Source organism: Mesorhizobium sp. M7A.F.Ca.US.011.01.1.1 (genome assembly GCF_003998295.1).
Classification (GTDB): domain Bacteria; phylum Pseudomonadota; class Alphaproteobacteria; order Rhizobiales; family Rhizobiaceae; genus Mesorhizobium.
On the sequence record NZ_RZRT01000004.1, the window covers coordinates 198,880 to 223,601 of the forward strand.

General features: G+C 63.6%; 20 protein-coding genes and 1 riboswitch. Of the genes, 9 read left to right on the top strand and 11 right to left on the bottom strand.

From position 1 onward, the window contains the following. Window positions 1-256: 256 nt before the first annotated feature. On the bottom strand, window positions 257-1,909 hold the full coding sequence (locus tag EOA13_RS07800; RefSeq protein WP_127291070.1) for an acyl-CoA synthetase: 1,653 nt from the start codon (window positions 1,907-1,909) through the stop codon (window positions 257-259). A 191-nt stretch (window positions 1,910-2,100) separates the two neighbouring features. Between EOA13_RS07800 and EOA13_RS07805 the strand changes: the two genes are divergently transcribed. From EOA13_RS07805 to EOA13_RS07820, 4 genes are all read left to right on the top strand, one after another. Next, window positions 2,101-3,066 (top strand): sugar-binding transcriptional regulator, encoded by a 966-nt coding sequence (locus EOA13_RS07805; protein ID WP_127291072.1) that lies wholly within the window; start codon window positions 2,101-2,103, stop codon window positions 3,064-3,066. Between the two features lie 90 nt (window positions 3,067-3,156). Continuing rightward, complete coding sequence (locus EOA13_RS07810; protein WP_127291074.1) at window positions 3,157-5,211, top strand: bifunctional aldolase/short-chain dehydrogenase; 2,055 nt, start codon at window positions 3,157-3,159, stop codon at window positions 5,209-5,211. A gap of 105 nt (window positions 5,212-5,316) precedes the next feature. Continuing rightward, the gene (locus EOA13_RS07815; protein ID WP_127291075.1) at window positions 5,317-5,592 is read left to right on the top strand and encodes a type II toxin-antitoxin system ParD family antitoxin; all 276 of its coding nucleotides are present in this window, start codon (window positions 5,317-5,319) and stop codon (window positions 5,590-5,592) included. Beyond that, window positions 5,585-5,872 carry a type II toxin-antitoxin system RelE/ParE family toxin gene (locus EOA13_RS07820; protein ID WP_127291076.1) on the top strand — a complete coding sequence of 96 codons (288 nt, stop codon included), beginning with the start codon at window positions 5,585-5,587 and terminating at the stop codon, window positions 5,870-5,872. The genes EOA13_RS07815 and EOA13_RS07820 overlap by 8 nt, the downstream gene beginning before the upstream one ends. A 70-nt stretch (window positions 5,873-5,942) precedes the next feature. On the opposite strand, the gene EOA13_RS07825 is transcribed toward EOA13_RS07820, so the two are convergent. The 3 genes from EOA13_RS07825 to EOA13_RS07835 form a co-directional block, all read right to left on the bottom strand. After that, window positions 5,943-6,995: a substrate-binding domain-containing protein gene (locus EOA13_RS07825; protein ID WP_023808755.1), complete on the bottom strand. Its 1,053-nt coding sequence runs from the start codon at window positions 6,993-6,995 to the stop codon at window positions 5,943-5,945. A gap of 51 nt (window positions 6,996-7,046) precedes the next feature. Further along, on the bottom strand, window positions 7,047-8,042 hold the full coding sequence (locus EOA13_RS07830; RefSeq protein ID WP_127291078.1) for an ABC transporter permease: 996 nt from the start codon (window positions 8,040-8,042) through the stop codon (window positions 7,047-7,049). Window positions 8,043-8,121: 79 nt separating this feature from the next. Next, window positions 8,122-9,633: a sugar ABC transporter ATP-binding protein gene (locus EOA13_RS07835; protein ID WP_127291080.1), complete on the bottom strand. Its 1,512-nt coding sequence runs from the start codon at window positions 9,631-9,633 to the stop codon at window positions 8,122-8,124. Between the two features lie 135 nt (window positions 9,634-9,768). Here EOA13_RS07835 and mtnK point away from each other — a divergent pair, with 135 nt between their 5' ends. Together mtnK and mtnA are read left to right on the top strand one after the other, a co-directional pair. Next, window positions 9,769-11,043: an S-methyl-5-thioribose kinase gene (gene mtnK / locus EOA13_RS07840; RefSeq protein ID WP_127291082.1), complete on the top strand. Its 1,275-nt coding sequence runs from the start codon at window positions 9,769-9,771 to the stop codon at window positions 11,041-11,043. Further along, on the top strand, window positions 11,040-12,134 hold the full coding sequence (gene mtnA / locus EOA13_RS07845; RefSeq protein WP_127291084.1) for an S-methyl-5-thioribose-1-phosphate isomerase: 1,095 nt from the start codon (window positions 11,040-11,042) through the stop codon (window positions 12,132-12,134). Before mtnK ends, mtnA begins: the two co-directional genes overlap by 4 nt. A gap of 18 nt (window positions 12,135-12,152) precedes the next feature. On the opposite strand, the gene EOA13_RS07850 is transcribed toward mtnA, so the two are convergent. Beyond that, complete coding sequence (locus tag EOA13_RS07850; protein WP_127291086.1) at window positions 12,153-12,692, bottom strand: Lrp/AsnC family transcriptional regulator; 540 nt, start codon at window positions 12,690-12,692, stop codon at window positions 12,153-12,155. 48 nt (window positions 12,693-12,740) lie between these two features. Here EOA13_RS07850 and EOA13_RS07855 point away from each other — a divergent pair, with 48 nt between their 5' ends. From EOA13_RS07855 to fba, 3 genes are all read left to right on the top strand, one after another. After that, window positions 12,741-13,916 carry an MFS transporter gene (locus tag EOA13_RS07855; protein WP_127291088.1) on the top strand — a complete coding sequence of 392 codons (1,176 nt, stop codon included), beginning with the start codon at window positions 12,741-12,743 and terminating at the stop codon, window positions 13,914-13,916. Window positions 13,917-13,982: 66 nt separating this feature from the next. Continuing rightward, a riboswitch (FMN riboswitch) is annotated at window positions 13,983-14,127 on the top strand. Window positions 14,128-14,204: 77 nt separating this feature from the next. Next, window positions 14,205-14,678 (top strand): 6,7-dimethyl-8-ribityllumazine synthase, encoded by a 474-nt coding sequence (locus tag EOA13_RS07860; protein WP_127291090.1) that lies wholly within the window; start codon window positions 14,205-14,207, stop codon window positions 14,676-14,678. A 162-nt stretch (window positions 14,679-14,840) separates the two neighbouring features. Then, the gene (gene fba, locus EOA13_RS07865) at window positions 14,841-15,905 is read left to right on the top strand and encodes a class II fructose-bisphosphate aldolase (protein WP_013532928.1); all 1,065 of its coding nucleotides are present in this window, start codon (window positions 14,841-14,843) and stop codon (window positions 15,903-15,905) included. Window positions 15,906-15,965: 60 nt separating this feature from the next. Here fba and EOA13_RS07870 read toward each other — a convergent pair whose 3' ends face one another. From EOA13_RS07870 to ftsZ, 6 genes are all read right to left on the bottom strand, one after another. Next, window positions 15,966-17,192, bottom strand: a complete 1,227-nt coding sequence (locus tag EOA13_RS07870) for a VWA domain-containing protein (protein ID WP_127291092.1) — start codon at window positions 17,190-17,192, stop codon at window positions 15,966-15,968. Continuing rightward, window positions 17,185-19,434 (bottom strand): DUF5682 family protein, encoded by a 2,250-nt coding sequence (locus tag EOA13_RS07875; RefSeq protein WP_127291094.1) that lies wholly within the window; start codon window positions 19,432-19,434, stop codon window positions 17,185-17,187. Before EOA13_RS07875 ends, EOA13_RS07870 begins: the two co-directional genes overlap by 8 nt. Before the next feature lie 4 nt (window positions 19,435-19,438). Then, a complete protein-coding gene (locus EOA13_RS07880; RefSeq protein ID WP_127291096.1) occupies window positions 19,439-20,518 on the bottom strand; it encodes an AAA family ATPase in 1,080 nt (359 codons plus the stop codon). A gap of 30 nt (window positions 20,519-20,548) precedes the next feature. Then, entirely contained in the window at window positions 20,549-21,976 is a 1,428-nt protein-coding gene (locus tag EOA13_RS07885; RefSeq protein WP_127291098.1) for a DUF5691 domain-containing protein, read from the bottom strand. Then, complete coding sequence (locus tag EOA13_RS07890) at window positions 21,973-23,358, bottom strand: SWIM zinc finger family protein (protein WP_245490326.1); 1,386 nt, start codon at window positions 23,356-23,358, stop codon at window positions 21,973-21,975. Before EOA13_RS07890 ends, EOA13_RS07885 begins: the two co-directional genes overlap by 4 nt. A gap of 218 nt (window positions 23,359-23,576) precedes the next feature. Continuing rightward, the gene (gene ftsZ, locus EOA13_RS07895) at window positions 23,577-24,611 is read right to left on the bottom strand and encodes a cell division protein FtsZ (protein ID WP_127291102.1); all 1,035 of its coding nucleotides are present in this window, start codon (window positions 24,609-24,611) and stop codon (window positions 23,577-23,579) included. Window positions 24,612-24,722 lie beyond the last annotated feature (111 nt).

Below are 24,722 nucleotides of genomic sequence, written 5' to 3' on the forward strand. Positions count from 1 at the left end.
ACAGATGGTGACAGTGAGGTGGAATCGACGATCGCTATTAGCGGCTGGCCCTGATGAATTCGTCATCCAAGGCGAAGCAAGGAGCGAAGCGACGCGGCGCAGACCTAGGATCCATGCCGCGACGTCTGCCGAAGAGTGTGGCGGACAAGAAGTTACGCTGGTAAGCGCGCCCTCATTCTCGACCGTTGGAGCATGGCTGAGAGGTCACGGCATGGATCCTAGGGTTTCCGCGACGTCGCTTCGCGACTGCTCCACCCTAGGATGACGAAGTCAGGTCCTTTGCCATTTCCCGCAACCGGAATTTCTGGATCTTGCCGGTCGAGGTCTTCGGGATTTCGGCGAAGATGACCGCCTTCGGCACCTTGAACCGGGCAAGCAGCGCGCGGCAGTGATCGACGATCTCGACTTCGGTCGCGACCTTGCCGGGCTTCAGCTCGACATAGGCGACAGGCACCTCGCCCCATTTGTCGTCGGGCCTGGCGACGACGCCGCAAGAGGCAACCGACGGGTGCTTGTAGAGCGCGTCCTCGACCTCGATGGAGGAAATGTTCTCGCCACCGGAGATGATGATGTCCTTGGAGCGGTCCTTGAGCTGGATGTAGCCGTCGGGGTGCATGACGCCGAGATCGCCGGAATGGAACCAGCCGCCAGCGAAGGCTTCGTCGCTCGCCTTGCGGTTTTTCAGGTAGCCCTTCATGACGATGTTGCCGCGGAACATGACCTCGCCGATGGTCTCGCCATCGGCCGGTGTCGTCCGCATCGTCTCGGGGTCCATGACTGTCAGGCCTTCGAGCGCTGCATAGCGCACGCCCTGCCGCGCCTTCCTGGCGCTGCGCTCACCCTTTTCGAGATCGTCCCAGGCGCCGTGCCATTCGTTGACGACCGCCGGGCCATAAGTCTCGGTCAGGCCGTAGAGATGGGTGACGGCAAAGCCGGCATCCGCCATGCCGGACAGCACGGCTTCCGGTGGCGGGGCTGCCGCGGTGTTGAAGGTGACAGTCTGCGGGAATTCGCGCTTGTCCTCCTCCCTGGCATTGATCAGCACCGACATGACGACCGGGGCGCCGCACAAATGGGTGACGCCGTGATCGGCAATCGCATCGTAGATCGGCTTCGGCCGCACCCAGCGCAGGCAGACATGGGTGCCGGCCTGGACTGCGAGCGTCCACGGAAAGCACCAGCCATTGCAGTGGAACATCGGCAGCGTCCAGAGATAGACGGCGTGCTTGGCCATGCCGGCATGAATGGTGTTGGTGTAGGCCATCAGGGCAGCACCGCGATGGTGGTAGACGACGCCCTTCGGATTGCCTGTAGTGCCGGAGGTATAGTTCAGCGAGATCGCGTCCCACTCATCGTCGGGCATCGACCAGGCGAAGTCCGCGTCGCCCCCGGCGATGAAGTCCTCATAGTCGAGCGAACCGATGCGCTCACCCTTCGGATACGGCGCGTCGGCGGCGTATTCGGGATCGTCATAGTCGATGACCAGCGGCTTGACCTTGGTCAGTTCCAGGGCCTGCTTGACGACACTGGAGAATTCGCGGTCGACGATCAGCACCTTGGTCTCGGCATGATCGAGCTGGAAGGCGACGACCGCGGCATCGAGGCGAGTGTTGAGCGAATGCAGCACCGCCTTGGTCATCGGCACGCCGAAATGCGCCTCCAGCATCGGCGGCGTGTTTGACAGCATGACGGTGACCGTGTCGCCCTTGCCGATGCCGCGCCTGTCGAGCGCCGAGGCAAGCTTCAACGACCGCTGCCAGAAAGTGCGATAGTCGATACGCTGGTGGCCGTGAATGATGGCGAGATGGTCGGGATAGGTCTTGGCCGCGCGCTCCAGATAGGTGAGCGGTGTCAGCGGTTGATGGTTGGCCGCGTTCTTGTCGAGATCCTGTTCGTAAGGACTGCCCATCCCATGCTCCCCCGCGGTTTTCTTTCAGACGTTCTAATCACAGCCTCGGGCCGCGTCACCACAAACGATGCCACGACAGAGCGCATTCGGCGCAATGATGAACCAGATTCGGCGTAAGCGGGAGTATCGCATACCTCTGCCCAGTTTGACTTTTGTCGAGAGCCGTGAATAATGTCAGCCGAGGAGACGGCATGGCGATCCGACCGGCAGAACAACTCATCCACAAGGCCGCCTGGCTCTACTATGCCCATGGCCTGCGGCAGGACCAGGTGGCGAGCCAGCTTAACATTTCCCGTGCCTCGGTCGCCATGTATCTGCGCAAGGCGCGCGAGACCGGCATCGTCAACATCTCGACTTCGACCCAGCTTTTCACCGACGACGTTCTGGCGCGCAAGCTCGAGGATGCGTTGAGCCTCGACGCCGTCTGGATCGCACCGGAGAATGATCATATTGCCGACCCATCGACGGAAATCGCCGTGCTGGCGGCGAGTGTCTTTCTCGAACTGGTCAAGAAGGGCGACCGTATCGGCGTCGCCTGGGGCCGAACCGTCTACATGATCGCCGACGTCATGTCCTATGCCGATCTGCAGGACGTCACTGTGGTGCAGCTCTGCGGCAATCTCGGCGCACCCTATTCCTATCGGCCCGACCAATGCACCATGGAGATCGCGCGGCGGCTCAACGCCAAGGGGCTCAATTTCTACGCGCCGCTGGTGCTGTCGACGGAAGAACTGGCGCGGGCGCTGCGTGCCGAGCCGGTGATCCGGGAACAATTGTCGGGTGTCAGCGAATGCGACCTGGCATTATACTCGGTCGGCGCGGTCGACGCCGACAGCCATCTGGTCAAATGCGGCGCGCTGACGCCCAGTGAAATGGCGGATCTGCGCAGCCAAGGCGCTGCCGGCGTGATTGCCGGGCAGATCATAGATGCCGAGGGCAAGGTGCTCGACTGCAGTTATAACAGGCGGGTGATCTCCGCCGAGCTTGCCTCGCTGCGCGCCATCGCCAGGCGGTTGGTGGTGGTGCAGGAGGACAGCAAGTTCGAACCGCTGCTCGCGGCGATCGCGGGCGGCCTTTGCACACATCTGGTGGTCGGCGCGCACATGGCGCAGCGGCTCCTGGACCATGCGGCTGCCACCATAGAAAAGGCCTCCTAGAAATCCTCCTCTCCGCTGCCGGCGCATTGTCATCAAAGCGTCGCGGCAATCCTGTTTCACCAACAAAGACAGCAACCGGACGAAGCGAACATGAAGAATTTGTGGAATGACGAAGCAGCCGAAAAACTCGTCGCCGACTACGCGAAAAAGGGTGTCGGCCGCGACCTGGCGCTGCGCGTCTACACGACCCGGCTGCTCGGCGGCGAACCACGGCTGGTCCTGCATGGCGGCGGCAACACCTCGTGCAAGACGACGGCAACCGACCTCGTCGGCGACCAGTGGGACGTGCTGTGCGTCAAGGGCAGCGGCTGGGACATGGGCGTCATCGAGCCGCAGGGCCTGCCGGCGGTCAAGCTCAAGCCGCTGCTCAAGGCGCGCGCGTTGAACAGGCTGGCCGACGAGGACATGGTTGCCTTGCAACGCGTCAACCTCATCGATCCGTCCTCGCCCAACCCGTCGGTCGAGACGCTGCTGCATGCCTTCCTGCCGCACAAATTCGTCGACCACACGCACTCGACCGCCATCCTGGCCATCGTCGACCAGGAAGACTCCAAGCCGCTGGTGAAGACGGTGTTCGGCAGCAAGATGGGCTACGTGCCTTATATCATGCCCGGCTTCGACCTCGCCAAGGCGGCCGCAGACATCTTCGATGCCGACCCTGATGTCGAGGGCCTGATCCTCGACAAGCACGGCATCTTCACCTTCGGCGACGACGCCAAACAGGCCTACGACCGGATGATCCACTATGTGAATGTCGCCGAGGACTTCATTGCCGCAAGCGGCAAGCCGAAGGCGGCAAAGGCAGTCTTGCCGGCAAAGCTCGCGACACCGGCGTCCATCGCGCCGATGCTGCGTGGCGCGGTGGCGGTGTCGCGCGGCGAAGGCCGCTTCGACCGCATGATCTCTGATTTCCGCACTTCGCCGGCAATTATCGATTTCATCAATTCGGCTGAGATCGCCGACTATGCCGGGCGCGGCGTGTCGACACCCGATCTGTCGATCCGCATCAAGACCGGGCCGATGGCGCTGCCGGCGCCCGATGCGGACAAGGCCGGCGACTACAAGGCGGTGATCAAGAGCCATATCGACGCGTTCGCCAACGATTATCGCGCCTATTTCGAAACCAATGATTCGCTCGACGACGTCAAGCGCACCATGCTCGACCAGATGCCGCGGCTGACGCTGGTGCCCGGCCTCGGCATGTTCGGCCATGGCCGCACGCTGAAGGACGCGAAGATCGCCTCGGATGTCGGCGAGATGTGGATCGAGGCGGTGCGCGGCGCCGAGGCGGTCGGCCGTTTCCACCCGCTCTCCAAGGCCGATCTGTTCCCGCTGGAATATTGGTCGCTGGAACAGGCCAAGCTCGCCTCCAACAAGCCGAAGCCACTGACTGGCCAGGTGGTGCTGATCACCGGCGGCGCCGGCGCAATCGGCGCAGCGACAGCCAAATTGTTCGCCGACAATGGCGCCCATGCCGTCGTCGTCGATCTCAACGCCGAAAAGGCTGCCGACGCGGCGAAGAAGGCCGGCAACAATTCGATCGGCGTCGCCGCCGACATCACCGACCCGGCGCAGGTGCGTGCCGCCTTCGACAGAGCCGTCGCCGTGTTCGGCGGTGTCGACATCCTGGTTTCCAATGCCGGGGCGGCCTGGGAAGGCCGCATCGGTGAGCTCGACGACGCACTCCTGCGCAAGAGTTTCGAGCTCAATTTCTTCGCCCACCAATCGGTGGCGCAGAATGCCGTGCGCATCATGCTCGAGCAGGGCACAGGCGGCGTGCTTTTGTTCAACACCTCCAAGCAGGCGGTCAATCCAGGTCCGAAGTTCGGCGCCTATGGCGTGCCGAAAGCAGCGACGCTGTTCCTGTCCCGGCAATACGCGCTCGACTATGGCGCGCATGGCATCCGCTCCAACGCCGTCAACGCCGACCGCATCCGCTCAGGGCTTCTGACCGACGCCATGATCGCCAGCCGTTCGGGCGCGCGCGGCGTGTCGGAGAAGGACTACATGTCCGGCAATCTGCTCGGCCAGGAAGTGACGGCGCAGGACGTGGCGCAGGCCTTCCTGCATCACGCGCTGGCCGACCGCACCACCGCCGATGTGACGACGGTCGATGGTGGCAACATCGCGGCGGCGTTGCGGTAGGGAATCCTGCCTTGATCACCCTGCTGCCGCGAGGCAGCGGGGCAAGGCGCAGGCGCAACCCTAACAACAATTGTTAATTCTTGTTAGGTCTGCTACAGGTTGGGAATGAAAACCGAACCAATGCGTACCCTTACCATATCCCTTACCCCTCAGCAGGTTGCTCGCCTGCAAAGCGCCGTCGAAGGCGGAGGATATGCCTCCAACAGCGAGATTGTTCGTGACGCCCTTCGTCTGTGGGAGCAGCGCGAAGAATTGCGAGCCTTGGAACTCGAACATTTGAAACGGGCCTATGCCGAGGGCATGGCTAGCGGCAAGCCGTTGGAAGTCGAACCCACTGAGTTTCTACGCGGCCTGAAGGCAGAACGCCGCGCCCGTGGCTAGATATCGGCTCACACCACGCGCCTCGCAGGAGCTGCGAGATATCTGGCATACCATCGCAATCGACAACGAAAAGGCAGCGGACAAGCTGCTCATGCGAATTTTTGACAAACTGGAACTGACGGCACAGCACCCAAAGATGGGCACGGCCCGACCGGAATTGAGCCCGACGGCCCGTGTGCTCATCGAAGGCCGCTATATCGTCATCTACGAACCGCAGCCGGAAGGTGTCTTGGTGGTGGCGATTGTCCACGGGATGCGCGATCCGGAACACTGGCTGTAATCGGGAGAGGTTGAGCATTCACATGGAAAGAGCGGCACGAGCGCCGCCCTTTCTTTGTCAGAGGTCCAACTTACTTCGCGTTGGGGTTCGGCATCCAGGCCGGCATCGCGACATCGGCATGGGCGAACTGCGGCAGCTTGGCCGACAGGTCCTCCATGTTCTTGATGTCCTTGTCGATGAGGTCCTTCTGGGTGATCAGCGTCGGCGGCACGACGACGTTGTGGCCGGGATCTTCGCCGGCCAGCAGCTGCGCCAGCGCACGCACCGAGACCTGGCCGACGACGGCCGGATTGGTCGCGGCGGTCGCGGCCCAGGCGCTGTCGGGCTCACGCATCGCAGCAATATCTGAGGTCGAAATGTCAGCCGAATAGATCTTGATGCCCTTGTTCAAGCCTGCTTCGTCGACAGCGATCTTCACGCCCTTGGCGAATTCGTCATAGGGAGCGAACATCACCTTGATGTCGGGATGCGCCGTCAGCACCGAACGCGCCTGGTTGGCGACGGAGTTGGCAATCGGATTGTCGAGCGTGCCGAACATCGCGACTTCCTTGATGCCGGCATACTTCTTCTTGACGTCGACCCAGGTCTCGTTGCGGCGGTCGAGCGGCGCGATGCCGGCGACATAGACATAGCCGGCATTCCAGCTTTCGCCATTGTCCTTGACAGCCTGCTCGAGCGCGAGGCGCGCCAGGTCGCGGTCGGACTGTTCGATCTGCGGGATCTTGGGATTTTCGACATTGACGTCGAACGCCACCACCTTGATGCCGGCGTCGACCGCACGCTGGGCGGCGTCCTTCATCGATTCCGTCAGGCCGTGCTGGATGATGATGCCCTGCACGCCGAGCGCGATGGCCTGATCGACCATGTCGGACTGAAGGGCGGCATCCTGGCGGCTGTCGAGGACGCGCAGGTCGATGCCGAGCGCCTTCGACTGTGCCTCGACGCCCGAGAGATAGGCCTGGAAGAAGTCACCGGTCGAGAGATAACGCACCAGCGCGATCTTGACGCCGGGCTTGTCGAAAGGCGCCGGCTTGTCCGCGGCAAAAGCCGGGACCTGCATCAGCATGGTTGCGCCGGCCAATCCGAGCGCCACCTTCCCCAGAAGTCTTCTTGTAATGCTCACTTTGTTTTCCTCCACTCTTGTTGAACTCGAAAATCCTGTTCCGGCCGAAAGCTACCTCCTGCCCCTGCCCGAAAGCGCAAAGGTGAAGACAAGGGCGACGACCAGAACCACGCCCTTGACGAAATCCTGCGTGTAGTAAGGCGCGTTCATCATCGTCAGGCCTTGCAGCAAGATGCCGACGAACAGCGCGCCGATGGCGGTGCCAAAGGCGTTCGGCTTTGCGGCGCCAAGCACCGCGTAGCCGATCAGCGCCGCGGCAACCGCATCGAGCAGCAGATTATTACCCGAGGCGATGTCGCCGCGTCCAAGCCGGGCAGCGAGCAAAATACCGCCGATCGAGGCAAAAACTCCTGAAATAACGTAGGCCCAGATCTTGTATGCCTTGACAGGCGCACCGGCGAGTTCGGCGGCGCGCTCATTGCTGCCTACGGCATACATCATGCGCCCGAAGCGGGTGTATTCGAGAAAGAACCAGATCAGCACGGCGAGCACGAGCAGCACGACTACCGACACCGGAATGAGGTTCGGGATGAAGAAGTCGAAGCGGTGGCGGCCGAGCGCCAGGAAGGCGTCGGAGAATTTGCCGTTGGCGACCGAACCGTCCGGCATGGTCATGCCGGTGGCGATCGAGCGGCCTTCGGTCGGGATGCGCTGCAGCCCGACCAGCAGGAACATCATGCCGAGCGTCGCCAGCAGATCGGGCACGCGCATGTAGACGATCAGCCAGCCATTGATCAGGCCGACAACGGCGCCGATCAGCAGGCAGACGACGACCGCGACAAGGGCGTTCTGCTCCAGCACCACCATCACATAGGCGGCCGCCATCATGGCTGACGTGGCGACCGATCCGATCGACAGATCAAAGCCGCCGACGACCAGCGTGGCGGTGACGCCGAGCGCCAGCACGCCGGTGATGGCGACCGACTGGAAGATGAAGACGGCACTTTGCGGCGAAACGAAACCGTCGGCGGCGATCGAGAAATAGGCGACGAGCCCGAACAAGAGCACGATGAACCCGTAGCGGATGGCGTGGTCGCGCAATGTCATCCGGCGCTCCCGCGCGCTGCTGCCGTCTTTACCCAATCCGAACCCATGCTCTCTCCATTCCAATTCCTATCGCCCGCGCTCAGGCCGCACTGTGCAGGGGCCCGCCGGCGACCTCGGCCAGCAGACGGTCGAGATCGACATCGGCATTGCGGTGCTCGCCGACGATGGTCTGTTCCGACATGACCAGGATGCGGTCGGCGGTCTCCAGCGCCTCATCGAGCTCGGTGACGAACAGCAGCGTGGCGCGGCCGTTGGCACTGGCCCTGAGCTTGGCGGCAATGTCGCGCCGGGCCGAGATATCGACGCCCTGAAACGGCTCATCCAGAATGAACAGTCTTGCCTCCTGCGCCATCCAGCGGGCGACCATCACCTTCTGCTGGTTGCCGCCGGACAGCTCCGACATCTCGTCCTTCTCGGAACGGCAGACGATGCTCAGTTCCTCGATCTGCCGGCGTGCCGTGGTGCGTTCGAGGCGGCGCCTCAGGATGCCGAAGCGAGACATGCGCTTGTGAAACGGCAGGCTGATATTTTCCTGGATGTTGAAGCCTTGGACGATGCCATTCTCGCCGCGGTCCTTGGCGACGAGGAACACGCCGGCAGCGATCGCTTCGCCGGCTGTTTCAGGTGCATAAGGCCTGCCGTTCAGTGCCATTGTACCGGCGAGCGGCTGGCGCACGCCAAACAGCGTCTCGGCAAGCGCCGTCTTGCCGACGCCGACGAGACCGGTGATGGCAACGACCTCGCCGTCGCCGAGCGTCAGCGAAATCGGCCGAGCGCCGTGTGCAATGCGCAGACCTTCTATCTTGAGGACGGCCTTGGCCGAATTCCTGACGACGATCTGCTCGAGATGGATCTTGCGGCCGAGCATGGCGTTGACCGCGCCTTCATAGTCGAGCGGCTTCTTGTCGAAAATGCCTGAGATGATCCCGTCACGCATCGAGACGATGCGATCGGCCAACCGCCTGATGTCCGACATGCGATGCGAGATGTAGAGGATCGCCACGCCCTGCTCGCGTAGCCTGTCGATCAGCACGAACAGCCGGTCGGCCTCGGCGCTGGAGAGCGATGAGGTCGGCTCGTCGAGGATCAGCACTTTCGGCTTGTGCGCCAGCGCGCGGGCAATCGCCACCATCTGGCGATCGGCCAGCGAAAGATCGTTCACCCGCGCCTTCAAATCGATGGTCAGCCCCATGCGGTCGGCAACCGCCTTGGCCTCCCGCCGCACGCGCATTGGATTGAACAGAGTCGGCGCACCGCTGCCGCTCAGTCGGTCGAGGGTCAGGTTGGTGGCGACGTCGAGATCGGCGACGACACCGTCGTTGATATTCTGGTGCACGGTGACGACGCCGGCGCGGATCGCTTCGGCCGGGGTTTTCGGAGCAAAATCCTGGTCGGCGAGCGCCATCGTGCCGCCGCCGCGTTCGTAGACACCGGAGATGATCTTGACGAGGGTGGATTTGCCGGCGCCGTTGGCGCCCATCAGCACGGTGACTTCGCCGGCATGCAATTCGACCGAGACGCCGCCAAGCACCTCGTTATGGCCAAAGGATTTCCTCAGTCCCTCTACGCGGAACACGGCATTACCGACCATGCGTTCCTCCCTGACATGACGCTATGGGCTGCATCGGCAATTGTCAACACGATTGACAATTGCCAGATCGCTTCTTAGCTTGGCCCGGCCGCCATGCGTCCGTTATGTTCGGAGCGCATAAGCGGGAGGATGACGATGACTGAAAAATTGCCGTTCGAAGCCCTATCGGTCGAAACCCTGGCTGCACGCCTTGGCGGCAACGAGGCGCTGTGCGCGAAGATCGGCAAGGACACTGGCGCCTGGAAGGTCCGCGAGGTCGGCGACGGTAATCTCAACCTGGTGTTCATCGTCGAAGGCGCCAGCGGTGCAGCCGTCGTCAAGCAGGCCCTGCCCTATGTTCGCCTGGTCGGCGACAGCTGGCCGCTGCCGTTGAAGCGCTCCTTCTTCGAATATCACGCGCTGACCAGGCAAGAGGCGCGCGCGCCAGGCTCGGTGCCGGCGATCCATTATTTCGATGAAGGCCAGGCGCTGATCATCATGGAATATCTTGCGCCGCCGCACATCATCCTGCGCCGCGCCCTGATCGATGGCCGCCAGCTGCCGAACATTGCCCGGGACATCGGCCTGTTCATGGCCCGGACGCTGTTTCGCGGCTCCGACCTGCACATGGCCGCCAAGGACCGCAAGGCCGATCTGGCGCTGTTCGCCGACAATGTCGAGCTCTGCGACATCACCGAAAGCCTGGTGTTTTCCGACCCCTATTTCGACGCCAAGATGAACCGGCACACCTCGCCGCAGCTCGACGGCCTGGTCGCCGAACTGCGCGCCGACCGTGACCTGAAGGTCGAGGCGCAGCGGCTGAAGCACATCTTCGCCGCCAATGCCGAAACGCTGCTGCATGGCGATCTGCATTCCGGCTCGATCATGGTCACCGACACGGAAACCCGGATGATCGATCCGGAGTTTGCCTTCTACGGCCCGATGGCCTTCGATGTCGGCATGCTGCTCGCCAATTTCTGGATGTCGTTCTTCTCGCAGCGCGGCCACGAGCAGGAGGGAAAGCGCGACGCCATGCGCGCCTATCTGCTCGGGGTGACGACCGAGACCTGGGCGGTGTTCCGCGCCGAGTTCTCGCATCTATGGCGGACCGAACGCACCGGCATGCTCTACCAGAGGAGCCTGTTCGAGGATCAGGGCGACAGGCTCGGTGCGGAGCAGGCGCTCGACCATGTTCTGCACCAGATGTGGACCGACCTGCTCGGCTTTGCCGGCATCGAGGTGCACAGGCGCATCCTCGGCCTCGCCCACAATGCCGATTTCGAGACCATTGCCGATGAGGATCTGCGCGCCAGTTGTGAAGCAAAGGCGCTGAAATTCGGCCGTCACCTCGCCGTCAACCGGCGCCAGATCCACAGCATCGACGAGGTCAACCAACTGGCCGCGCTGATCGAACAGGAGAGCAGCATTTGAACGTCGGCGACCGCCACTATCGCACCATCTGGCTGAGCGACGACGGCCGTTCGGTCGATATCATCGACCAGCGCTGGCTGCCGCATGATTTCCGCATCGAAACGATCGGCACGGTCGACGGCATCGCCACCGCCATCCGCGATATGTGGGTACGCGGCGCGCCGCTGATCGGCGTCACCGCTGCCTACGGCGTCGCCATGCAGATGGCCGACGATCCGTCGGATGCAGCGCTCGACGCCGTGTGGGAGACCCTGCACGAGACGCGGCCGACGGCGATCAATCTGCGCTGGGCGCTGGACGAGATGCGGCGCTTCCTGCGGCCTTTGCCTCCCGAACAACGCGCGGCAGCCGCCTATCGGCGGGCCAGTGAGATCGCCGACGAGGATGTCGGCCTCAACCGCGCCATCGGCGAGAACGGTCTCGCCATCATCAAGGCGATCGCTGCGCGCAAGCAGAAGGGCGAGCCGGTCAACATCCTGACCCACTGCAATGCCGGCTGGCTGGCGACAGTCGATTACGGCACGGCGACCGCGCCGATCTACCTGGCCACAGAAGCCGGCATTCCGGTCCATGTCTATGTCGATGAAACGCGGCCGCGCAACCAGGGCGCCCAGCTGACCGCCTGGGAGATGGCCGGGCACGGCGTGCCGCACACGCTGATCGTCGACAATGCCGGCGGCCATCTGATGCAGCGCGGCGAGATCGACATGGTCATCGTCGGCACCGACCGCACCACGGCCGACGGCGATGTCTGCAATAAGATCGGCACCTATCTGAAAGCACTCGCAGCCGCCGACAATGATGTGCCGTTCTATGTCGCGCTGCCGTCGCCGACCATCGACTGGACCGTGCATGACGGACTGGCCGAGATCCCGATCGAGCAGCGCTCGGCCGACGAGGTCTCGCTGGTCTGGGGCAAGACCGCTGCCGGCGAGATTGCCCAGGTGCGCATTTCGCCGGAGACGACGCCTGCGGCCAACCCGGCCTTCGACGTGACGCCGGCGCGGCTGGTCACCGGCCTGATCACCGAGCGCGGCGTCGCCAAGGCATCGCGCGAAGGCTTGAAGGCGATGTTTCCCGAGCGCGGGTAGGAGCCGGTCGTCGAACCCTCAATACAGCGGCTTGGCCATATGCCTTGGCGTTGGCCACTCGGTGGTGGTGCCGGGCTGCACCGGCCGCTCGAGATAAGTCGACAGCACCACGTAGCTGCGTGTCGAGGTGACGCCAGGCGTTTCGTAAAGGCGCGACAGCAATCCTTCGAGTGCCCTGGTGTCCTCGGTGCGGACCTTGAGCAGCATGCAGCTGTCACCGGCAACCGAATGGATCTCCTCGACTTCCGGATATTGTGAAACTGCCATCAGTTCCGGAGTCTTCCCCCAGCCTTTGGTATCAATATGCACGAAAGCCAGCAGCGGCTTTTTCACCGCCCGGGGATCGATGATGGCCGCTGTGTTGCGGATGGCGCCGCTGCGCCGAAGGCGTTTGACGCGCTCGTGCGCGGCAGGAGGCGACAAGCCCACGCGATCGCCCAGTTCGGCGTAGCTGATCGTGGCGTCGTCGACCAGGACGCCTAATATTCTTCGGTCTATCGCATCGAGGTCGCGGGTCGCCGCCTTGTTCTGCGGAATACCATCTGTTTCTTCATCCATGGCCAATTTCTCGATTGCAGCTGAATAGAATACGGCGATCATGACGATATGTCGAACACAGATCAAGTTGCATCATTGGCGCCAAGCGCCCGCGCCCCGATCCCGGCGGTGGCTTATCTGCTGACCGGATGCATTGCCGTCATCGGTTCGAACTCGCTTGTGCTGGGTCCGATTGCACCGGCTGTCGCCTCGTCGTTCGGAACCAGCGTGCCTGCCGTGATGATTGCGGCGGCCGCGTTCGGCCTCGGCACCTCCGCAAGCGCCCTGTTCCTGGCGCGCTACATCGACCGGCTCGGCGCACGCCGGATGCTGCAGGGGGCTTTGTTGCTGCTGGCACTGGCGCTGGTTGCGAGTGCCGCCGCACCCACGGTGATCATGCTGGTCGCGGCACAGTTACTCGCCGGCATCGCTGCCGGCATCGCCATGCCCGCGATCTATGCCAGCGCCGCGGCCATCGCTCCACCGGGCAGAGAGAGCGGCACGATCGGCGTCGTGCTGACCGGATGGACGCTCAGCATGGTCGCCGGCGTTTCGCTTTCGGCCGTGCTTGCCGATCTTGTGCATTGGCGCGCCGTTTTCGCAGCGGTCGCGGTGCTTGCGGCCCTTGCATGGATGGGGCTGACGGTGACGTCGCTCAGCGACATCAGGAAGGCCGGACCGGCGCCCGCCCCGCTGGAAGCGCTCGGCATTCCCGGAATCCTGCCGCTGCTGGTCGCATGCGCGGCCTTCATGACTTCGTTCTACGGCGTCTATGGCTATCTCGGCGACCATCTTCATGTCGGGCTCGGACAGCCGGTGAGCGCCAATGGCCTGGCGGCGCTTGCCTACGGCATAGGCTTCGGCACCGCTGCTCTGCTCGACGGCGTCATCGACAGACTGGGTGCGCGGCGCGTCATGCCGTTCGCCTATCTTCTGGTTGCCGTCGTCTACGTCGCAATGGCCACGACGAGCGGCAGTTTCGGGCTGACCTTGACCATGGTGGCGATCTGGGGACTGGCCAATCATTTCGGCCTGAATGTCCTGGTGATGCGCCTGTCGGCGCTCGATCCGTCGCGGCGCGGCACGATCATGGGCCTGAACAGCGCGGTGACTTATCTCGCAGTCTTCGTCGGCACCACCAGCTTCGGGCCGCTCTACTCCAGCTTTGGTTTTGCCACCTGCGCAATGGTCGCGGCATTGCTGATGCTGGTTGCCGCTTCGGCAGCGGCGTGGCGCACGCGGTAATCGAACGGACTTGGTCCAACCTTCTCACGGTTGACAGCAGCGCCCTGCCCTTTCATACAAAGCCGTTAATGTTCTCAGGGCGGGGTGAAAGTCCCCACCGGCGGTAAAGGTTTCGGCCTGAGCCCGCGAGCGCTTTCCGGTTTCGGAAAGGTCAGCAGATCCGGTGTGATTCCGGAGCCGACGGTTAGAGTCCGGATGGAAGAGAACGAAACGGAAGCCGGCCCGCTTTTCGCGGGCTTAATCCGTATCGTGCGTCCTGATTCTGGTTCGAAACGGAAGGATGGACCCATGAATCAGCATTCCCATAAAGACTATGAAACGACTCGCATCGCCGTCATTCGCGCTCGCTGGCATGCCGATATCGTCGACCAGTGCGTACAGGCCTTCGAGGCGGAACTGGCCGGCATCGGAGGCGAGCGCTTCACCGTCGATGTCTTCGACGTGCCCGGCGCCTATGAAATTCCCCTGCATGCCAAGACCCTGGCCGCGACCGGCCGCTATGCCGCGATCCTCGGCATCGCCTTTGTCGTCAATGGGGGCATCTACCGGCATGAATTCGTCGCAAGTGCTGTCATCGACGGCATGATGAACGTGCAGCTGTCGACTGGCGTGCCGGTGCTGTCGGCGGTGCTCACCCCACACAACTACCACGACAGCGCCGAGCACCACCGCTTCTTCTTCGAGCACTTCACGGTCAAGGGCAAGGAAGCGGCGAACGCCTGCGTGCAACTCCTGGCGGCGCGGGAGTTGATCGCGGCTTAAGTCACCAAAACGGCCGGATTTCAACCCTGCAACAAGAATTGCGATCGAGAAGAGCTCTGAAGGTTGCGGTTCCGTTGAAATCCCGCCAGAAGCATCAAGGGCCGACCGGCAACCGGCCGGCCCGCGACGTTGCGCTTGAAACCAGATACGGGAGACTATTGGGTGGCTCGCATAACACTGAGACAATTGCTCGACCACGCCGCCGAATACGGCTACGGCGTGCCCGCTTTCAACATGAACAACATGGAACAGGGCCTCGCCATCATGGAGGCCGCCGAGGAGACCAAGTCACCGGTCATCCTGCAGGCAAGCCGCGGCGCCCGCGCCTATGCCAATGACGTGGTGCTGGCCAAGCTGATCGACGCGCTGGTCGAAATCCACCCCGACATTCCGGTCTGCATGCATCTCGACCATGGCAACAACGAAGCCACCTGCGTCACCGCTATCCAGTACGGCTTCACCTCGGTCATGATGGACGGGTCGCTGAAGGAAGACGGCAAGACGCCGGCCGACTACGCCTACAATTCCGGCATCACCAAGCGCGTCGTCGACATGGCGCATTGGGGCGGCGTGTCCGTGGAAGGCGAGATCGGCGTGCTCGGCTCACTGGAGAGCGGCGGCGGCGAGCAGGAAGACGGCCACGGCGTCGAAGGCGCGATCAGCCACGACCAGCTTTTGACCGATCCCGAACAAGCGGTCGAGTTCGTCAAGGACACCCATGTCGATGCGCTGGCGGTTGCCATGGGCACCAGCCACGGCGCCTACAAATTCTCGCGCAAGCCCGACGGCGCGGTGCTGGCCATGAACGTCATCGAGGAGATCCACCGCCGGCTGCCGAACATGCATCTGGTCATGCACGGCTCGTCCTCGGTGCCCGAGGACCTGCAGGAAATCATCAACAAATATGGCGGCCAGATGAAGCCGACCTGGGGCGTGCCGGTCGAGGAAATCCAGCGCGGCATCAAGCACGGCGTGCGCAAGATCAACATCGACACCGACAACCGCATGGCGCTGACCGGCGCGATCCGCAAGGTGCTGACCGAGAACCCGAGCGAGTTCGATCCGCGCAAATATTTGACACCGGCCATGGCGGCCATGCGCAAGCTCTGCAAAGAGCGCTTCGAACAGTTCGGCACCGCCGGCAACGCGCAGAAAATCAAGCCGCTGCCGGTCGCCGAAATGGCCAAGCGCTATAAGTCGGGCAGCCTCGACCCGAAGTTCGGCTGAGCTCCAGCGATTTATCCCAGAGCTGCCAGAAGCATCCTGGCAGCTCTGGCGATGGCTGTTTTACTCCGGAGTCTCGGCCTCGGCACGAACCAGCTTGATATCTGCGCCAGCCGCCCATGCGCCGATATCTTCCCGACGCAATGCCGCCGCCATCATGTCTGGAAACAGATCCGGCGTGCAGGCAAAGACCGGAATGCCGAGGGCGGCCACCGAGCCTGCCATCTTCGGGTCATAACCCGGCCTGCCCTGGTCGGTCAGCGCCAGGAGCACCACGACGTTGACGCCGGAGCGAACGAGTGCAGCAAGCCGCTGCAGCAATTCCTGCCCGTTGCCGCCCTCATAAAGGTCAGTGATCAGCACCATATGCGACTTGGTCGGCCGTTCGATGCGGTCCGCGCAATAGGCCACGGCCTGGTTGATGTCGGTGCCGCCGCCCAGCTGCACGCCGAACAGGACTTCGACAGGATCGCTAAGCTCCTCGGTCAGATCGACGATTGCCGTGTCGAAGCAGACAAGCTTGGTCCGCACCACCGGCAGGGAGGCCATCACCGCCGCGAATATCGAGGCGTAGATCACCGAGCTTGCCATAGAGCCCGACTGGTCGACGCACAGCACCACCTCATCCAGGTCGACCAGCCTTCGCTGTTTGCGCATGAAGCCGACCAGCTTCTCCGGCACGATGGTCTTGTGCTCGGGCTGGTAATGGCGAAGGTTGGCTGAGATCGTACGCGGCCAGTCGATGTCGCGCTGGCGTGGGCGGTTGGTGCGCTGCGATCGGTCGACCGCGCCGCGTATCGCCTCGGCTGTCTTCTGTTCCAGCCGCTGCATCAGCTTGGCAACGATATCGGCGATGATCGTGCGCGCAATGTCCTTGGTCTTGGCCGGCATGTCCGAGCGGAGCGAAATCAGGTCGGCGACGAGATTGACGTCGGCCTCGATCGCTTTGAGGAATTCCGGCTCCATCAGCATCTGCTTCAGGTTGAGCCGTTCGAAGGCATCCTTCTGGACGATCTGGACGACCTGTGCGGGAAAGAACGACCTGATATCGCCCATCCACTGTGCCACCCTTGGCGCCGAGCGGCCGAGGCCGCCGCGCCGCTTGCGCGGATCGGCAGCCGCATCGCCGGCACCATCGCCGTAAAGCGCATCGAGCGCCGCGGAAAGCCGCTTGTCGGTGTCGGACAGCGCTGACGAGGTTTCCTCATCGGCACCGATCGCCATGCGCCAGCGGCGCTCCCGTCCGTCGCCGGCTTGGATTGGCTCGCTGATTTCGGCGTCGTCATCCATTGCTGGCCTCGCTCATCAGCAGGGGTCCAAGCCGTTCCAGATGCCGGCGCCACGCTTCGCCGCCATCCGGAGTCGGCGTCAGTCCGGCAGGCAGCCGTGCGGTGCGGCCGAGCACCGCTTCGATCAACCGCCGCCGCTCCATCGAGTCCAGATGCGAAAAGACCCGGCGCAGCAACGGCAGATGAGCAATGAAGGCGTCTTCGTCGAGGGATGCGAGCCAGGCATCCACCGCACCGCGCAGGCCCTCGTCGTAGATCAGCCGTTGGCCGGCAGTGCTGAAAAAACCCTCGAAGAACCCTGCAGCCTCGGTGACCGGCGTTCCTGGAGACAGACGTCGTGCGATCAGACCGGTTGCCGCGTCGGCTGACAAATGGCCGGCTTCGTAGAGCAGATGCGCGGCACAGCCTGCCACCAGCGCCGTCGAGCCCGATCCATCGAGCACCGCAGCCAGTCCATTGCGCCAGGTGTCCAGCACGTCCTGTTCAGGCTCGACCAGACTGATCGCTTCGTCGGCCTTGCGCATGGCGCCGACCAGCGTCGTGGATGCCTGGGCATCGAGGTCGCGGGCGGCATAGGCAAGTGCGATCCCGCCTTCGACGATCAGCCGCTCCAGGAGGCCGGACAGACGGGCGGTTTCCGTCTTGCGAGCCTCGCCGTAGCGGATGATGTCGGCGAGCGGCGGCACCGATGTCAGGATTTCCAGGCATTCGCTGCTGCGCGCCGCCCGTTCCTCCAATGCCGCGAGACCGGCCGCCGACGCTTCCGACAGGTTTGCCGTGATGGCGCCCTGGACCAGTGCGGCCATCGCATCAAGAGACGTCGCCGCGCCGATCATCTGGATCAGCCGGCCATTGGCCGCCTTTTCGATGGTTGGTCCGTAGACCAGGTTCTCGACCAGTCGAACGGCATATTCAGGTTCCCACGACAGCATCCAGCGCTCGCGAAAGGTGCCGCGGCTGCGGCCGCTGTCGGTCAGCTTGCCCCAATGCACGCCAAGCACGGACAGCCGGTGCAGCAAGGTCGACCGAAACAGCCCGCTCTCGCTGCGCAGATCGACCGACAATTCGCGCTCCAGCGCCTCGGGCTTCAGCCGTGCCGCCTTCTGGTTACGCTGTAGGTCCTCGATCAGCGGCGCCAGCGGCGTGTCCGGCGGAATTTCACCGACATCGGCGCCCAGCAGCAATTCGGCTTCGACCAGCGCCCACAGCAGCGCTTCCCCGTTGAACAGGGCGGCGATCGCGGCGTCACGCAATTCCTCGAAACCGGGCTTTGGCCGTTCACGGATCACAGCCAGCGTGCGGGCCAGCCGTTCGGCTTCGATCAGCGAGGCGGTCGAGACCATGTGCCCCTTGGCCCTCAGGACCGCCGCGATCTTCGCCAGCCACAGGACCGAGGAGTCCCCTTGCCCGCGCGTCTGCCACAGATGCTTGCACCAGCCGGGCGCGACAACGCCGGCGCCATAACCGAAGCCCAGCGCCAGGCGCGGCCCCGTCCACGGCGCCCAGGTCATCATGCTTTTGCGGCGGGCGAGCCCCTTGAGTAGCGCCTGGTCCTCTTTCAGCGGTCGCGTCGCCTGCAGTGCCGGCACGTGGAAAGCGCCGCAGACGACAGCGATCGGCCCCTCGAATTCCTTGCGCGCGGCAGCGATTTCAAGTCGCATATGCGCTTCGCGCTTTGCCTCGAATTCGGCAAGCGGACCTTCGCCTTCGCGCAACGTCGTCATCGCGTCGGCTATTGCCGCGAAGATCGGGCCGGGCTCAGGGTTCTGCTCGATGATATCAGCCCACCAGCTTTCGCCATCTTCATAGCCGGCAGCTTGTGCCAGCGTTCCGATCGGGTCCCGCAGATGCGGCGCCAAGTCAGCCTCGACGTTGGCTTCCGTTCCATCGCTATCGGTTTCCCCCACGACCTCAATCGGCGCAGTGCGGGCTGAAGACGGCAAATCGATGAAGCGCACTGCCGCATTGTTGGTGACGGCCCAGAGCGTCGCCTGGTACTCCGGCGAGAATTCGGCGAAGGGCCAGAAGCTTGTCGAGGCCGGATCGTCTTCGGGATAGCAGAGCAGCGCCACCGGCGGCTGCATTTCGGGGTGGGCCAGCAACGGCAGCAGCGGGCTGGCGTCGGCCGGTCCTTCGATCAGCACGGCGACCGCTTTCAACTCCTGCAACGCCTGCACCAGGCTGTCGGCGGAGCCTGGCCCGTGATGGCGTATGCCGAAATAGGAAACGTCGCTAAGCGCCATAGCGTCAGATCGCCGCGGCCAAGGCCGCGTAGTAGCCGGCATAGTCTGGCCGCTTCTTGAGCACGGTTTCCAGATACTCCTCCAGCACCAGTTTGTCCTGCACCGGATCCTTCACGATCGCACCGACGAGGCTGGCGGCAAGACCTTCGGCGCCGAGCTTGCCGCTGTCGAACCAGGCCGCCTGGCTGAGGCCGCCGACCATGGTGGCAATGGCTTCGGCCGTGGACAGCGAACCGGACGGCGTCTTCAACGTCACCTTGCCGTCGGCTGTAGCGCCGGAGCGCAACTCGCGAAAAATGGTCAGCACGCGCGCGATCTCCTCACCGACATTCTTCGGCACCGGCAGGTCAAGACCGCCGGCCATCTCGCCGACCCGCTTGGAGACGATCGCCACTTCCTCCGCCATGTCTTCGGGCAAGGGCAGTACGACGACGTTAAAGCGGCGCTTCAACGCCGAGGACAGCTCGTTGACGCCCTTGTCGCGGTTGTTGGCGGTGGCGATGATGTTGAAGCCGCGCTGCGCGTAGATCGAGGTGTTGAGTTCCGGGATCGGCATCATCTTTTCGGACAGCACGGTGATCAGCGTGTCCTGCACATCGGAGCCCATGCGCGTCAGCTCCTCGAGGCGGCAAAGCTTGCCGTCCTGCATGGCGCGGTAGAGCGGCGTCGGCACCAGCGCGTCCTGGCTTGGGCCCTTTGCCAGAAGCTGTGCGTAGTTCCAGCCATAGCGGATCTGGTTCTCGTCGGTACCAGCCGTGCACTGCACGATCAGGGTCGAATCGCCCATGATGGCGGCGGCGAGATGTTCCGACACCCAGGATTTGGCCGTGCCGGGAACACCCAGCAGCAACAGCGCGTGATCGGTGGCGAGCGTCGCCACCGCGGTTTCCATCAGCCGGCGCCGGCCGACATATTTGGGCGTTATCACTGTCCCGTCGTCAGCCTTTCCGCCGAGCAGGTAGGTAAGGACCGCCTTTGGCGAAAGGCTCCATCCGGCAGGCCTTTGCCGGTCGTCATTGCGCGAGAGCGCCTGCAATTCGGCGGCATAGGCCTGCTCGACCGGAAGACGGATGGCTGCGTTCATTAGCTGTTCTCCGGATTGATCATGTGTCGGTTAAGGCTCGGCCAGCGCTGCGTTGAGGCGCAGAAGACCGAGTGACGGCGCTGCCGGCGCCAAACCGGCCGCAACGACGTCTCCGATCAATTTCTCCGCCGTCGCCGCCGTGGCGAGAAAGCCCATAGTTTCCAGGAGCTGGTCGACGCCTCGCTTCACAGCGTCATCGTTTCCTGCAACAGCGGAGCGAAGCGCCGGGAGCGTCTGGCCGTTTGTCAGGTCGGCCCATTCCAGCCAGCTTGCTTCGAGGCCCTCGGCCAGATTGAGCGCGCCGAGATGTTGCGTGTCCTTCAGGATCGACCTGACCAGGACGCGCTTCCTGCGGCTGTCCAGACGCGCCATGAGGTGGAGGACGAAGAGTGCGGGCTTGCCACCTCCGGCGACAAGCATATCCGCCATGTGCGTCACCGCGGCGTCGCTGCCCGACGCGGCGACCATTCGGGCAACAAGGATATCGGCATTGTTCTCAGCGCCGAATTGCCACGCCCCGATAAACTCGGATTCGGTGGTGCCGAAGCGCGTGGCGAGGTCGACCAGGTTGCAGGTCTCGAACAGTTCGGCGCGACGTCTTTCCTGCGCCGGCGATTTGAGTTTTGCCGGCGTGTAGTTGGTGCGGCGGCGGATGAAGCCGGATTTGCCTTCCGCGATGAAGGCAGCGAGTTCGGCCGTCGGATCTTCCGGCCCGCCATCGCCTGGTGAGCCGTGCTCTCCCAATCTTGCCAGCAACCGGCCAGCGAGCTCGCGCAGCTTGCCGGAACGATCGGCGGAGAGGCTCTTCAGGAACGGCACGTCGTCAGCGCCCAGGCCGAAGCGCAACAGGTCGACGAGTGCAATCCTGATCTCCGCCGGCTCGCCGGATGCCTTGGTTTCGATCAGCTGCCTAGCCGAAGCCGGTGCGGTACGGCGCATATCGGCGAGCGCGGTGCGGCGTGCGGCGGGATAGAAGTCATCCCAGTTTTCCACCGTCAGATGCTCCTGGCTTGCAGGTTTTTCGCCGTCCGCGCCTGCCTGCCAGTCGATCCAGGGTGCATAGACGTCCGGACTGCTCTGATCCGACGCGGCTGGCATCCAGTCCATCGGATGCAGCACGAAGCCGCGGCTGGCGACGAGCGTGACCACACGCGACTTGCTTCTTGTGTCGGCGGCATGCTTTAGCGCGGCTCGCAATAGCGGCCGCAGCCGTTCCGGCAGCATCGGCAAGGCGAGTTCGGGCAATTGCGGGCGGCGTTTCAGCGTCTTTGGCGCGGCTGGCCGCAAGGCGATGTCGAGAGCTTGTGCGGCGATCGCCAGCAGCCGGCGTTCGCGCTCGTCGGGGCTGGCACCGCCGGCGATTTCCTTCCACGCGCCCGGAGCCAGGTCGAAGGTGATCCCGCCGGTGATCCAGCAGTCGCGCATGGCCGCCAGGCCGGTCTGCTCGATCTCGTTCACGACAGGTCAAGCCTCCCGAAACCGCTTTGCGCCGCCAGCAGGTCAAGCCGGCTGCCATTCCAAAGTGCTGCCGTTGCCATAAGGTCCAGCCCAAGCAGCGTTGGATTGACGGTGTCGGCAATCGGCAAGGCGATACCATGCGGATCGCCGGCGGCTTGCCACCAAGCGGCACCCCGATCGTCCAGCAGGATCGCGCCGGGCGGCAGCATGACAGGACAATCGGTGAGCCAAGGGGCTGCGTTCTGGTGAGCAGCATGCGCCGCGAGCGGATCGGCTGTGTGAAAGCCGAAATCGGGCCACTCACCTGTCGGGACGTCGCCCTTGCGGTCCGCCACCAAGGCCCGCAGCGGCTGGCGTGCCGGGTAAAAGACCAACCTGGCATCGAACCGGTCGCCCGGTGTGAAGGCGTTCGACCGGCGACCGGCCGAGGCCGGAAAATAGTCGAGCAAGAGGGCAAATTGCGGGCTCGCGCTCTTCAGGTCGAGGAGCCAGGTCGAATGGCTGACGAGACCGTCACGGCGCGACTCGATCTTCTCGCCAAGCACCTCCCAGACGCTTTCGACCTGTTTGGCATCGGGATTGGCCAGAACCTGCTCACGGCTTTCGGACGTCGATACGAGCCGCCTCAGTTCGGCGTCGCCTGGTGTCGATCGCCAGGCCTTGGCCACCAGCACAAGCTTGCCGAGTTCGCGGATCGCCGCGTCCGGGCGCTCCTCGCTGCGCAGCCCCATCAGCCGTGACGGAATCTCGTCGATGCGGCCGGCAAGCGCTGTCGCCTTCATGTCGACCAGCCGTGCAGCAATCCGGCGGCAACGGTCACTGCTGTTGTCGACAAAACCGGCCAGGCCAAGCCGCAACTGGTCAGCGATCCATTGATCCAGCTCATCCAACGCCGCCGACACCGCGGATTGCGTATCCAGCGTCCGCTTGCGCTGCGCTGCCTCGCGGCGCTCGACCGCAGCGGCGTCCTCGATGTCTGCGCTTTCGTCGTCGCGCGAGGCAGCGCCAATGCTCTTGCCTCCCGCACCGGGCGCTGGCGCCGCCGGCTGCGGCGAGGCCTTCCTGCGGCGGCCGAGCCAATCATTCACCCATTCCGGGGTCGAGCCTGCGGCGGCAAAACTGGCCGGCGTGGTGGCTGCAATCCACATCAGCGCCAAAGTGTGCTTGCAGGGAAATTTCCGCGACGGACAGGTGCATTTGTAGCCATGGTCGCCGGTGTCGACGACCACACGATAGGGATTGGAGCCGGAACCCTGGCACTCCCCCCAGAAGAGCCCCAGTTGATCGCTCTTCTCGAGCCGTGGCCAGTTCGATTGCCTGGTCAACCTGGAAGCGGCGCTCAACGACGCCTGATCGGGCGCAAGCGCTTCGATGGTTTTCAAGTCGAATTCCAAGCCGCGCCTCTCGTCGCTCGAACGATACGGGGAGCCAGTATAGATGGCCGCCTATGACGGATTCTTGTAGCAGCAACCGTCCAGAGATCGATACAGCTGAACACAATAGTTGCGCCAGTCAATCTGATCCGTCGGCAATGCAATTGCTATTCAGCGATGTCTCCCCCGAGAAATTACTCTTGGCGAGGATAAACGCGCGATATGACTTATTGAAGCGTCCGCGCCGGCTGACCGGCGTGGTCGCGCGCGATGCCGGCTTCGGCATCCTCCACACCAAACGCACGGTCGAGACCCGTCGCCACCACCGAGACCCTGAAGCGGCCCTCCATGCCCTTGTCGAAGATGGCGCCAACGATGATGTCGGCATCCTCATAGACCTCTTCGCGGATGCGGGTGGCGGCCTCGTCGACCTCGAACAGGGTCATGTCCCTGCCGCCCGATATCGAGACCAGCACGCCCTTGGCGCCTTTCATCGACACTTCGTCGAGCAACGGGTTGGCGATCGCGGCTTCCGCCGCCTTCATCGCCCGACCCTCGCCGGAGGCCTCGCCTGTGCCCATCATGGCGCGGCCCATGTCGCGCATCACCGATTTGACATCGGCAAAGTCGAGATTGATCAGGCCTTCCTTGACGATGAGATCGGTGATGCAGCTGACGCCGGCATAGAGCACCCGGTCGGCAATGACGAACGCATCGGCGAAGGTGGTCTTGGCATCGGCGATCCGAAACAGGTTCTGGTTCGGGATGACGATCACCGTGTCGGCGCTCTCGCGCAGCCGCTCGATGCCCTCTTCGGCCATCTGCATGCGGCGCCGGCCTTCAAAGGCGAATGGCTTGGTGACGACACCAACCGTCAGGATGCCGGCCTTGCGCGCCGCCTGGGCGATGATTGGAGCCGCACCGGTTCCCGTGCCGCCGCCCATTCCGGCGGTGACGAAACACATATGCGTACCGGCCAGATGGTCCATGATCTCGTCGAGCGATTCCTCGGCCGCGGCGCGGCCGATCTCGGGAAGCGATCCGGCGCCCAATCCTTCGGTGACGTGGGCGCCAAGCTGGATCAGCCTGGACGCCTTCGACATGGTCAGCGCCTGGGCGTCCGTGTTGGCGGCGATGAATTCAGTACCCTGAAGCTGCTCCGCGATCATGTTGTTGACGGCATTGCCACCGCCGCCACCAACGCCGATCACGGTGATCTTGGGCCTCATCTCGGAGATTTCGGGCTTCTTGAACTCGGCCATGCCTGTGTCTCCTTCGCCAATTGCGCGCGCTTCACGACCCACCCGCAGACTGCCTTGAAACCTTGCAATCGAGTGGCATGATGCGAATCACTCCGTTGCGATGGGTAGCCC